At 37.7% G+C, this 11,688-nt stretch carries 11 protein-coding genes; 8 read left to right on the top strand and 3 right to left on the bottom strand.

Features of this window, described 5'->3' with window-relative positions; genetic code table 11:
• Positions 1 to 95 precede the first annotated feature (95 nt).
• Positions 96 to 632 carry a BsuPI-related putative proteinase inhibitor gene (locus LG307_RS19775; RefSeq protein ID WP_404445608.1) on the bottom strand — a complete coding sequence of 179 codons (537 nt, stop codon included), beginning with the start codon at positions 630 to 632 and terminating at the stop codon, positions 96 to 98.
• Between the two features lie 188 nt (positions 633 to 820).
• Here LG307_RS19775 and LG307_RS19770 point away from each other — a divergent pair, with 188 nt between their 5' ends.
• From LG307_RS19770 to LG307_RS19760, 3 genes are all read left to right on the top strand, one after another.
• The gene (locus tag LG307_RS19770; RefSeq protein WP_404445606.1) at positions 821 to 1,606 is read left to right on the top strand and encodes an N-acetylmuramoyl-L-alanine amidase; all 786 of its coding nucleotides are present in this window, start codon (positions 821 to 823) and stop codon (positions 1,604 to 1,606) included.
• Between the two features lie 125 nt (positions 1,607 to 1,731).
• Positions 1,732 to 2,049: a hypothetical protein gene (locus LG307_RS19765; RefSeq protein ID WP_404445604.1), complete on the top strand. Its 318-nt coding sequence runs from the start codon at positions 1,732 to 1,734 to the stop codon at positions 2,047 to 2,049.
• 95 nt (positions 2,050 to 2,144) lie between these two features.
• Positions 2,145 to 2,753: a class D sortase gene (locus tag LG307_RS19760; protein WP_404445602.1), complete on the top strand. Its 609-nt coding sequence runs from the start codon at positions 2,145 to 2,147 to the stop codon at positions 2,751 to 2,753.
• Positions 2,754 to 2,858: 105 nt separating this feature from the next.
• Here LG307_RS19760 and LG307_RS19755 read toward each other — a convergent pair whose 3' ends face one another.
• Positions 2,859 to 3,785, bottom strand: a complete 927-nt coding sequence (locus tag LG307_RS19755; protein WP_404445600.1) for a LytR family transcriptional regulator — start codon at positions 3,783 to 3,785, stop codon at positions 2,859 to 2,861.
• Positions 3,786 to 4,130: 345 nt separating this feature from the next.
• On the opposite strand from LG307_RS19755, the gene LG307_RS19750 reads away from it, so the two are divergent.
• Positions 4,131 to 5,411: a nucleotide sugar dehydrogenase gene (locus tag LG307_RS19750; RefSeq protein ID WP_404445598.1), complete on the top strand. Its 1,281-nt coding sequence runs from the start codon at positions 4,131 to 4,133 to the stop codon at positions 5,409 to 5,411.
• Between the two features lie 132 nt (positions 5,412 to 5,543).
• Here LG307_RS19750 and LG307_RS19745 read toward each other — a convergent pair whose 3' ends face one another.
• Positions 5,544 to 6,629: an acyltransferase gene (locus tag LG307_RS19745; RefSeq protein ID WP_404445596.1), complete on the bottom strand. Its 1,086-nt coding sequence runs from the start codon at positions 6,627 to 6,629 to the stop codon at positions 5,544 to 5,546.
• Between the two features lie 168 nt (positions 6,630 to 6,797).
• Here LG307_RS19745 and LG307_RS19740 point away from each other — a divergent pair, with 168 nt between their 5' ends.
• The 4 genes from LG307_RS19740 to LG307_RS19725 all read left to right on the top strand — a co-directional run bounded on the left by LG307_RS19740 (position 6,798) and on the right by LG307_RS19725 (position 11,673).
• Complete coding sequence (locus LG307_RS19740) at positions 6,798 to 7,163, top strand: hypothetical protein (RefSeq protein WP_404445593.1); 366 nt, start codon at positions 6,798 to 6,800, stop codon at positions 7,161 to 7,163.
• 165 nt (positions 7,164 to 7,328) lie between these two features.
• The gene (locus tag LG307_RS19735; protein ID WP_404445590.1) at positions 7,329 to 8,822 is read left to right on the top strand and encodes a cell wall-binding repeat-containing protein; all 1,494 of its coding nucleotides are present in this window, start codon (positions 7,329 to 7,331) and stop codon (positions 8,820 to 8,822) included.
• A gap of 209 nt (positions 8,823 to 9,031) precedes the next feature.
• Positions 9,032 to 10,504 carry a teichuronic acid biosynthesis protein TuaB gene (gene tuaB, locus LG307_RS19730; RefSeq protein WP_404445587.1) on the top strand — a complete coding sequence of 491 codons (1,473 nt, stop codon included), beginning with the start codon at positions 9,032 to 9,034 and terminating at the stop codon, positions 10,502 to 10,504.
• Positions 10,504 to 11,673 carry a glycosyltransferase gene (locus LG307_RS19725; RefSeq protein ID WP_404445585.1) on the top strand — a complete coding sequence of 390 codons (1,170 nt, stop codon included), beginning with the start codon at positions 10,504 to 10,506 and terminating at the stop codon, positions 11,671 to 11,673. Before tuaB ends, LG307_RS19725 begins: the two co-directional genes overlap by 1 nt.
• Positions 11,674 to 11,688: the final 15 nt, after the last annotated feature.

The following is an 11,688-nucleotide window of genomic DNA, read 5'->3' as shown; positions in this document are numbered from 1 at the left end:
GTCTACTTCATCGCGTAGACCTTTGCCGGTAAAATCTTCTTATTCTATTATAGGTTTTTTGTAAGGGAGTTACAACCTCGTGACATATGTCCTTGTTATTCGACAGTGAAAGTTTCTTCTGCAGTTCCGTGATGGTTGGAGTCGGTGAAAATGAATTGGATGGTATACTCTCCTGGTGGGAGGTCTGCTGCCAAGTCATTGTAAGGTATAGGGTATTCCAATGATTCTCCTGGAGCTAAAATCAGTTCCTTGATAGCTTGGGTGTACATCATGTCTTCTGATAGTTTTTTCACTGCACTGCCTGACTCGTCATATACAACATAATCGTACTCTTGTCCGGACGTAAAGTGGACTTCGGCATCTTTCTCTTGGTTATTCGTAACTTTAAAAAGAAAATCGTTGTTTGGGCGGTCAACCTGGACAGCCAGTTCGTCTTTATTTAGTTCGTTTGTATCTAGCTTCTTCCTTGCCTCTTCTTTTGATTTAATAGGATCATTTGAACCTTCAGAAGTTTCTTCCTTTACAGGTGCATTTCCATCTCCTGTACCAGGACTGCCTTGAGAGGAGTCTCCTCCTGTTCCACAAGCAGTCATTATCATTAACATTAGTAGGAACGTCATCGTTTTATACATGTTTCATCCTCCGTTCTTGGAATTTGGGCAAGCGGAATGAGGTATTTCCTCCATTTTTTCATCTATATATGCACTATACCCCTCTTTGTATAGTTAGACGAGAAATTATATAAAAGGTTACGTAGGGTTATTTTGAGCCCTCTAGGTGATCAGGACAATGGACCTAAATTGAGAAAGAGGTGGGGAAAATGAAAATAGTGTTAGACGCGGGGCATGGCTACAGTACTCCGGGCAAACGAACGCCGGATGGTATGAGGGAATACGAATTTAATAGAGAGGTTGCCGAGTGTGCAAGGCAAGAATTGCTGCGCTATCAAGATGCAGAGGTGCTGTTCACCCATGCGGATGATAGAGACGTACATTTGAAGGAGCGTACAGACAGGGCAAACACTTGGGGTGCGCAGGCATTTGTCTCCATACATGCCAATGCTTTTGGTAACGGAGGATGGAATACGGCACAAGGGATTGAAACATTCTGCCCTGTTGCCACCTCTCCGGATTCCAATCGCCTTGCTACCATAGTCCACCGAGGGCTGATACAAGCAACCGCTAGAAAAAATAGAGGGATAAAATCAGCAGATTTCCATGTTCTTCGCGAAACGAATATGGCATCGATTCTTTGTGAATGTGGATTTATGACTAATCGCGAGGAAGCGCAGTTATTAAAATCAACTAGCTATCGCCAAACCTGTGCGCTTGCCATCGCGGAAGGGGTAGTGGAATATTTCAACTTAACGCTAAAAACAATGGGCGTTTCCACCAGGCTGTACAAGGTGCAAGTAGGAGCATTTCAAATGAAGAAAAATGCAGATAGTCTTGCGGCACAATTAAACAAGTCAGGCTTTCCTGCATTTGTATTCACAGAAGAGGAATTCTACAAAGTTCAGGCAGGAGCGTTCTCTGAAGAAGTGAATGCAAAACGCCTTGCAGCAAGATTGAGATCTCGAGGTTACTCGACTTTTATCTGCTATTAATAAGCTTTCATATAAGTATCGACTATTTTTTCTCCAAAATTAAGAAAAAAACAGGGAATTTGTACTTATTTATCGAAATAAAGATACAGATAAAAGAATGGCGTTATTTAGGGGGATGTAATAGTATGACAAAAGTCGATTGGCGACCAAAGATAAAGAGTTTCATTAATTTCATTTGCTTTACACTCTCATTATTACTTTTAATTTACAATATTAGTATAATTGGCTTCTTTTACTTGATCGTTACTTTTGGGGAAACACAAGGTACCATGATCTATTCCTTGATCAACGTAGCAGGAATTCTACTAATTATCATTCCGCTTGTGTTTCGTTTTGCAACATATAAATTTTATTACTTTGCCTTGATAGGTCTCCATTTTCTTGCAGCATTTTTACCGATTTTCATGAAAAATATGTCTGGCGTATTCGATCGTATTTTGTAATTTGTCGAAGCTTATGTGGTTGCTGTTTTACTTGTATCAGGTAGAATAAAAGAAAAGACATCTAAAATACTAGATATTAGAGGTGACATCAAAAATTGAAAAAAGGAATGATTGTAGCCATCCTGTTTATTGTTACCGGTATTTCCTTTATAGGCTATGGCCTATTTGAAAAAATCAGTATGGATAGAAAAACGGAGGCGGCCCTGAAAGATGCTGTTTCGATTACAAAGGGAATGGTAGGCGAAAAGGACACACCAGATAAAAAAGAACGTCCCAAAAAACCAGATGATTTTGCCCCTGAAACAGGAGAAGTAGTGGGGTTACTGAAGATCCCAAGACTTGAAGCAGAACTGCCCATTGTGGAAGGAACCGACCCTGATGAATTGGAAAAGGGTGTAGGGCACTTTAAAGGTGCATCTTTCCCTGGCGAAGAAGGGCAGATTGTTTTTTCCGGACATAGAGATACCGTTTTTCTTCGCTTAGGCGAATTAGAGATCGGCGATAAATTCTATGTGAATATGCCATATGGGGAATATATGTATGAAATCTATGACTCTAAGATAGTGGACGAGGATGACAGAACAGTCATTACCCTCCAAAAGGAGAAGGAGGATCTGCTTCTCACGACATGTTATCCCTTTACTTTAACTGGAGCTGCGCCTGAGAGATATATATTATATGCAAAACCTATTGATTCTAGATAAAAACTTTTATTCGGTAAAACATGCGTAATATTAGAAAAGAAAAAGCTGTTTGGGCTATTAGGATAATAAGAAAAGGGGCTTGCCATTTGGCTAGCCCTTTCTTTTTTAATTATTCCTAGCAACTTCGGAATCAAACTCCAAGTGCTCTTTTAGCAAGGTGGAGAGGTTCGAACGATCTTCATCTGCAACAATAAGATAATAGATGTTATCTATTATGGTACCTGATCCGTTCACTTGATGCTGGGATAGGTCATGGCGAGCATCCTTATAATTAGCCTGAATGTCTACCATCTCATCAAATGTCAGGTTTGTGCGGACGTTATTTCCAAGAATTTCGAGGATATCATCAAATTTTGTGACGGAAGATATGGAAGCACCTTCATTAATAATTGCTTGAATCACATCTCGCTGTCTTTGCTGACGACCAAAGTCACTATCAACAGAACGCATACGCGCAAAGCTTAATGCCTCATCCCCGTTTAACTCAATCTCCCCAACAGGGAAATGGTGACCACTTTGGTTAAATTCCAATTTATTATTAATGGTTATACCACCAAGAGCGTCCACTATATCTTTAAAGCTTTCCATGTTGACTTGTACAAAATAATCTATAGGAATATCAAGGAAATTTTCAACCGTTGCAATGGACATTTCTGGACCGCCAAATGCGTAAGCGTGGTTGATCTTATCGTCGAACCCTTTTCCTACGATTTCTGTTCTTGTATCACGAGGAATACTAACCATCTGTATGGACTTTTTATTGGGATTTACAGTTAATACAATCATGGAATCAGACCGTCCTCTATCTCCAGGTCTTTCATCTACTCCCAAAATTAAGAAGGACAATGGATCTTTTTCTTTTAAATCTACTTCTTTGACTCTTTTCTCGGAATTGGGTCTATCAATTGGGGAATGCATAGAATTTGCAGCATCCTCCAGAGATTTATATACACTGAAAGCAAAAATACCAACGCAAATGGTAGCAAAACCTAGCACACTTACCAATACTTTAAACCATACTTTCTTAAACATGCAGCACTCTTCCTTCTTTAGTAATCGTTACATTCGATTATATGGTCAATGTTGATCTAATACAATATATTTACTGTAAAATACTGTATTATCATGTAGTGTTTGTAGGATTTTATGAAATTCGATCAATTTTTCATGCCTAAATTAACGTTAAATATTACTTTCCCTTTACAATATAGGTTGGAAGTGGATTTTTCGAACATATCAAATTATAATATTTCCTTAGGTGTAACTTGTGTTTTCTATAGTAATTCTATATATTTTAAATCACTACAAAGAAATCTTTATTTGTTAATATAAAATCATCATTATATTAGTTATCATCCCAAGGAGGATATACAGAATATGAACAGAAAAATAGCAGTTGTAGGTCTTGGTTATGTGGGTTTACCGGTTGCGGTAGAATTTGGTAAAAATCATAAGATCATTGGCTTTGACATTAATCAAAATAGAATCGATACATTAAAGCAAGGAATAGATTACACAAATGAAGTAACACCTGAGGATCTGGTGAAAGCAAATATCGACTTTACCATGGATGAATCAGACCTATCACAAGCAGATTTTATTATTGTAGCGGTTCCAACTCCAATATATAAACATAATGTTCCTGACCTGACTCCTTTAAAGAAAGCGTCTGAAACAGTGGGGAGAAACCTTTCTAAAGGAACAATCGTGGTATATGAATCCACTGTATATCCCGGGGCAACAGAAGAAGTTTGCCTACCAATATTAGAAGAACAATCAGGCTTAAAAGGTGGAGTAGATTTCTTTATTGGGTATTCACCTGAAAGAATTAATCCGGGAGATAAAGAACGTACATTCCGAACAATCACAAAAATAGTATCAGGACAAAACGAAGAAATCCTAGAGATAGTAGCTTCTGTGTACAATTCAGTTGTAGAGGCCGGTGTTTATCGAGCAAGTACCATTAAAGTAGCCGAAGCAGCAAAAGTAATTGAAAATACACAAAGAGACTTAAATATTGCATTAATGAATGAATTAGCATTAATCTTTGATCGTTTAGATATAGACACAGATGAAGTTCTCCAAGCTGCAGGGACAAAATGGAACTTCCTTCGCTTCTCCCCTGGTTTAGTAGGAGGACACTGCATTGGTGTTGATCCATATTACTTAACATCCAAAGCAGAAAGTGTTGGATATCATCCAGAGGTAATCTTGGCAGGCCGCCGTATAAACGAAAACATGGGCAAACACATTGCTACTTCTCTAATAAAAGAAATGATCAAAAAAGATATGAAAGTACAGGGAGCGAAAGTAACAATTCTTGGATTAACATTCAAAGAAAACGTACCAGACTTACGAAATTCCCGAGTTATTGATGTAATAGATGAATTAAAAGAATTCGGTGTAGAAGTCCAAGTAACAGATGCACACGCCGAAAAAGAAGACGCGATAAGAGAATACGGCATCGAATTGGTCGACTATGAAAACCTTCAACCAGCCGATGCAGTAATTTTTGCAGTACCACACCAATCATACGTAGACAAAGGCTGGAGCCAATTTGGAAGTCTTCTAAAAGAAGGATCTGGAGTGGTAGTGGATATTAAGAGCAAGTTAATAAAAGAAGAATGTCCGGAGAATGTTATTTTGTGGAGATTATAAAAAAGGAGAGCTTGGATGAAAATTCAAGCTCTTCTTTCTATTTGAGCAAAACTAAGCTATCAAAATAGTCATTTGTATTTTAAGAAATATAAACAATAGAAGCTTTCCAGCCGAGTGACTGGAAAGCTTCTATTATGCTGATCTTGGTATGTTGTTTCGCTTTGTGTTTTTTAATTTAGGCACTGTAACCAAGTATTGATCGTAAGGTAATAGCTGAATTGCTCTCACAAATAGGATCGAAGCTAATAGAATTGCTAGGAACACAAATGGGAAGTTCAGCGTTGTCCAGATAGATCCTGGCATATAGTGAACGAAAAGATAAATGATAAACATATGAACTAGATAGATGCCCATGGAAAGCTGTCCTACCTTAGTTAAAGCCTGTTTCAAGAAATTCAATTTGGATATATAGTCATATAAACCAATTAAAGTAACAAAGATAACAGGAATATAAATAAAGTTCAAAGGTCTGTTGGATGACACGGATCCATTCACTTTGTATTCATAAACTGTTAATACAACAATAAAAATAGAGGCGATTAATGAGACAGATTTAATTCTTTTGGAAAGCGTATAGATTTTATCCCAATTATATGCGGCAAACCCGCCAAAGATAAAAAAGAAAATCCAGTTTAGAAAAAGAGCACGTTGAGAGAATGCATATTGTATTAACTCATTATTAAATGAGCTTGGTGTAAAGTGCTCGACAAAATAATAGTTAATTGCTAGTGAAAGTGCGAGAAGTACAGTCCATAATTGTCTGGAGCGTATTTTCTGCAATAAAGGGAATAACAGATAGAACTGAAATACGATAGACATAAAATATAAATGAACGTAAGAGTTTCCTAATAAAAAGTCGATAGTGAATATTTTCTTCCCTTCGGCTAAGGGTGTAGCACCTTCTAGTAGCACTAGTAGAAAAATATAGAATAAACTCCAAAATAAAAATGGAGAACCGACTTTCACAAATCGAGATGTGACAAATTTATTCAGTTGGAAACCTTTTTGCCTTACATGGTAAAAAAGTAAAAAGCCACTGATTACGGCAAAAAGAGGGGTTCCAAATCTACCAATCTGATTAAAAAAGAATGTTATATCATTATACCCATCTTGTTGGTAGTAATAAGTGGCGGAAACATGCACTAATACAACAAGCAGACAGGCTACAGCTCTAATTAAATGAATTTCTTCTATATAATTGGATTTTTTATTTTTCATATGTTTCACTCCTTGTTTGAAAGGCCACCAACATTGTAACGGAATTATATCAGTATAACAATGGATAAAAATTGAAGGAAAGCAAAATGATACTAATAATTTATTGACTAATTCTATTCAGTTTTTTAGTATGGTTTATGTGTAAATAATGAGATAGGGGGAAATGCATTGAAAAAACTTGCGGTATTAATGTTCTCGCTTTTAATGGTATTGTCAGCCTGTGGTACTTCCGCTGACAACAATAATAGTCAAAATGAGTCAAACGAGGAAGCTGTTGATTCTAATGCTAGCCAAGGAGAATCGGATGAAGAAGCTGTGGAAGAGGAAGCTAACGTTCAACAATCCGTTGGTGTGTATAAAGGTTGGGCAGATAATCATACAATTGAAGTAGAAACTGACAACGGCTATGTTACATATTATGTATCCCCTGACAATCAAGAAGCTGTAAATGCGGTGGAAGAGGGATCTAAGGTTACGATTAGCTTTATCGAAAATGAGGGCAGAATGGAACTTCAAAATGTTCAAGCAAACTAATTAGAAACCGGATCTCTCCGGTTTTTTTATGTCCCGAAATTTCACATCTTTGTGATTATTGACTCATCTTTGCAAAAATCGACATTTTATTGTGATGAACTAGTGAATAAATAGTATTTTTTTGATATATTTGTCGAGAGATGAAAATTTTAGGGAGGTAATCAAGTGCGCAAGTTTACAATGCTCATCTGTTTGGTTCTATTCACGACGTTCTTCAGTGTTAATACGGCTGAAGCGAGCGGACCAAAACGAATAGATGGAGCAGACCGATACGATGTTGCAGTTAATGTTTCAAGGGAAGGTTGGACTACATCCAATACTGTTATTATTTCATCAGGGGCCGCATATGCGGATGCGTTGGCAGCTTCTCCACTAGCATATCGTTTGAATGCACCGATACTATTGACGCGAGCAGATGGCTTGCCGGCAAACACAAAAAAAAGATTGCAAGAATTGCGAGCTAGTAATGTAATTGTAATTGGTGGTACGACCAGTGTATCTGAAAGAGTAGTTTCAGAGATTAGAAGTTTAGGAATGCAAGTTAGAAGAATTAGCGGAAACGACCGTTTTGAGGTTGCTGCAAACATCGCTAAGGAGTTACCAGCCAAAAATATGGCTATTGTCGCAAATGGCAGGGCTGCTGCTGATTCATTATCTATTGCCCCATATGCAGCGAGAAATGGTATTCCAATCTTACTAACAGAAAGTACTACTGTCCCAACTGTAACTTCCAATACACTAAAAAATAGAAATGTAACATCTACATATATCATGGGAGGAGAAACGAGTGTTTCTCGCGCTGTTTCCAATAAAATGCCGTCTCCTACCAGAATTGGTGGAAGTGATCGTTTCCAAGTTGCAACAAATGTTGTGAAACAGTTAAACATCAATTCGAAGAAATCTTTTATCACAAACGGACATGCTTATGCAGATGCTTTAGCTGGATCTGTGCTTGCTGCAAAGCAAAATGCTGTTATACTCTTAACTCAACCTACACAACTACCAAGTACAACATTAAACTTGATTAAGGAAAGAGGTATAGGGGAATTCGTAGTGTTGGGAGGCACAACTTCTGTTGGCCAGAAAGTTGTTACAACATTATCTGCACCTATGCTTGGAAAGAGAATTGCTATTGATGCAGGGCATGGTGGTACGGATCCAGGTGCTGTAAAGAATGGACTTCAAGAAAAGGATATTGTTTTGGATATATCCAAACGTTTACAAAATAAAGTTACGTCAGCTGGATCATTACCTTTGATGACAAGAACAACGGATGTTTATATTCCATTGGCAGATAGAGTGCTAGATGCTGAAAATAGAGGCGCAGATATTTTTGTAAGTATTCATGTGAATTCATTTACAGATCCGGGTGCAAATGGAACGGAAACCTGGTATAGCGACAAATATCAATCCCAGGAAAGTAAAGAGCTTGCAGAATCTATTCAAAATGAGTTGGTAGCTGAACTGGGGCTACGTGATCGCGGTGTAAAAGAAGGATCATTTGTTGTTATACGTGATTCCAAAATGCCAAGCGTTTTGGTAGAAGTAGCTTTCCTAAGTAACTCTGAAGAAGCTAAACTTTTAGCAAATGCAACTTTCAGAGAAAGAGCGGCTAAAGCTATCTATAATGGGGTAGAAAACTACTTCATCAATAAATAAAGTTCATTTTAAACGCCTGTTTCTACATAGAAACAGGCGTTTTGCATTTGTAACAGTCGGGAAGTAATGAAATTTACATAATTGATAAGTAATTGTAATACCTACAGTTCTTTCAAAAAAGAAGTATTATAATACTTTGTGCTATAATCTATAAATGGGTTTTTAATTGTAAATAATAGTAGAAAGATTACTAAAAGTAGGGAAGAATCATGTCGACTATCACGAAACAGATTTTATCAGGAGCAAAATGGACAGCATTATCTACCATCATCATAACAGTAATTCAAATTGCTCAATTTGCGATTCTCGGGAATCTCTTAACAAAGGAACAATTCGGTGTAGTAGGAATGATAACAACGGTTGTTATTTTTACGCAGATCTTGTTGGATATGGGGTTCAGTGCAGCAATCATCCAAAAGGAAAAAGTTACACATGAACAATTATCTACATTATATTGGCTGAACATCATTGTGGGTATTCTCTTATTCATTGCTTTATTTTTTGCCAGCCCGCTCATCGCGGGGTTTTATAATCAACCTGAATTAGTTCCACTAATTAAAGTGTTGGGGATTATGTTCCTTATAGCTCCAATCGGTCAGCAATTTCAATATTTGTTGCAAAAAGACCTTAATTTTAATCTTTTAAGCAGAATAGAAGTTGCAACCAACTTGGCATCCTTTATTAGCTTACTTGTCATGCTTTTTTTAATACAGGAGCTTTACGCCTATGTAATTTCACAAGTTATACTAAATTCTCTTAAGGGTATTTTGTACTTTGCTGTATACTCAAAAAAATGGAAGCCTACTTTTGTCTTTAATTTATCTTCTATTAAAGAATTGATGTCGTTTGGTGTATTCCAGTTGATGTCACGCCTTGTTAACAGGATAGGGGCAAATATAGACTACATATTGATAGGTAGGTTTTTAGGAGCGGAAGCCCTTGGTATCTATTCCTTGGCGTACCAAGTAGTGACGATTCCTGTCATGAAAATAAATCCAATCATTACGAGGGTAGCGTTTCCAGTTTTCTCACGAAGCCAGTCAGATAACAAGCTACTAATAGAAGGTTTTTTAAATGTCACCAAGATGCTTGCCCTTGTCAGTTTACCGTTATTGTTAGGTCTAATGGCAATCTCCGACTTGTTTATTGAAGTGTTTTTCGGTGCCAGGTGGCTAGATGCAACACCTATTCTTGGAATATTAGCGATAGTTGGTATCTTGAGGGTCCTGATGAACCCCAATGGTTCGATCATTCTGGCAAAAGGGAAGGCAAATATCGCCTTCTATTGGGACTTTGGAGTCATGCTTCTGTATGGTATTACTATGTATTTTGCTACTAAATATGATATATATATAGTGGCTTGGACCTACGTTGTCACAAGTTTCATCAACTTCATGATCGGCAGATGGTTATTGAAAAAGTTGATTGATCTTGAACTGAAGGACTATGTTCGTACTTTGATAAAGCCAATACTTATAACAGGGATGATGGCCGTTTTCGTCTATTTCTTCAAGATCGTTTTATATCAAGTTGAATTTATCAATATATACATTAATATTGCCCTTTCGGTTGGTATTGGTGGGATCATATATGTCGTTGCCATCTATTTTGGATATCCCGAAATCAAAGAATGGAAACCAGTTAGAAAAATTCTTAACAAAACAACAAGGGGGAGATTGTGATGAAGGTGTTTTTTATTACGTCTGCTTATCCTTCTGATCACTTGCCGGGTGCTGGTGTGTTTCATCAAACACAGGCGGAATCTATCCGAGATTTAGGGGTGGATATTGAAGTGGTGGCACCTGTCCCGTTTTCACCAAAAGTCTTATCTCGGGTCAGTCAGAAATATAAAAATTATAAGAAATTTCCTCGAAATTATGAGTGGAATGGGATCAAGATACATCGCCCTAGGTTCGTTGCTATCCCGGGTCAGTTAAAATGGGCGCAGCCACACAAAAGATTCGCAAAAGCCATTCAGCGATATATCGAAGATCAAGGAATAAAATTTGATATTATCCATGCCCATTTTGCGATGCCTAGCGGCGGTGCGGCAGCAATCCTTTCTAGTACAAATAAAATACCTTATGTATTAACCTTGCACGGAAGCGATGTGAACGTTTACCCTCAATACAGTAACAGTGCCATGAATGCTTTTAAATTGGCCGTCAGGAATGCTGGAACGGTGACGGCCGTAAGTGGTGCATTAGCCGAGAAGACGGAAAAACTGACAGGCGTAAAACCGGAAGTTCTTCCAATAGGAGTAAATATGGAGAGGTTTTCCGGTACTGATTTAAGCGAGGAAGAAAAAATCAGCCTACGCAAGCGCCTAGGCCTGCCGGAGGATAAAAAGCTTCTATTATTCGTTGGACGGATTATGAATGAAAAGGGCATCAGGGAAATGGCTTCCGCAATAGAGCAATTGGATGACCGTTTCAGACTTGTGCTTGTAGGTGATGGTCCCTTAAAAAGTGAATTGGAAGGGAAAGATAAAATCATCCTGACCGGTCAGATTGCGAATGAAAGGGTAAAGGATTATTTACTCGCAGCTGATATCTTCCTTCTCCCATCCTATAGGGAAGGCATGCCTACTGTCATTATCGAAGCATTAGCCTTAAAGGTTCCTGTTCTTTCTTCTGATGTAGGTGGAATCCCTGAGTTGTTCGGAGAATATAAAGATTTACTCATTGAACCTAAGTCCTCTGAACAGATAGTGAATGGGGTTTTGGGGTATACAGATAAAGGCAGCTATGGTTCAGAGGTTATCCAAAGTCTTTTTGAAAGGGTAACATCAAACTTCGATGTTACACAGAATTCAGAGGACCTTATTCAAATATACCGCAAGTTACTATAATGAAAATATACTTTC

The organism is Sutcliffiella horikoshii (assembly GCF_044809035.1).
Classification (GTDB): domain Bacteria; phylum Bacillota; class Bacilli; order Bacillales; family Bacillaceae_I; genus Sutcliffiella_A; species Sutcliffiella_A horikoshii_G.
Note: the sequence above shows the minus strand (reverse complement) of the source record. Positions and strands in the feature narration are given on the sequence as shown.